General features: G+C 50.3%; 1 rRNA gene. It reads right to left on the bottom strand.

Annotated elements, in window-relative coordinates:
* Positions 1-330 (bottom strand): 23S ribosomal RNA (locus HMPREF2932_RS07765); the annotation flags it as partial.
* Positions 331-352: the final 22 nt, after the last annotated feature.

Here is a 352-nt window from a genome sequence, read left to right on the forward strand (position 1 = left end):
TGGGGCCCACAACACCGCACACACAACCCCTACCAAGTATCACATGCACACGGTTTAGCCTCATCCACGTTCGTTCGCCACTACTAGCAGAATCATATTTTATTTTCTTCTCCTACGGGTACTGAGATGTTTCACTTCCCCGCGTAAACCCCCACAACAGCTATGAATTCACTGAAGGGTAACACCCCATAACAGGTGCCAGGTTTCCCCATTCGGACATCCTCGGATCAACGCTTTATTGACAACTCCCCGAGGCTTAACGCAGCCTTACACGTCCTTCATCGGCTCAGCATGCCAAGGCATCCACCATGCGCCCTAAATAACGAACACACAACCAACACAACAAACTGTG

The organism is Corynebacterium sp. HMSC074H12 (genome assembly GCF_001813755.1).
GTDB lineage: Bacteria > Actinomycetota > Actinomycetes > Mycobacteriales > Mycobacteriaceae > Corynebacterium > Corynebacterium hiratae.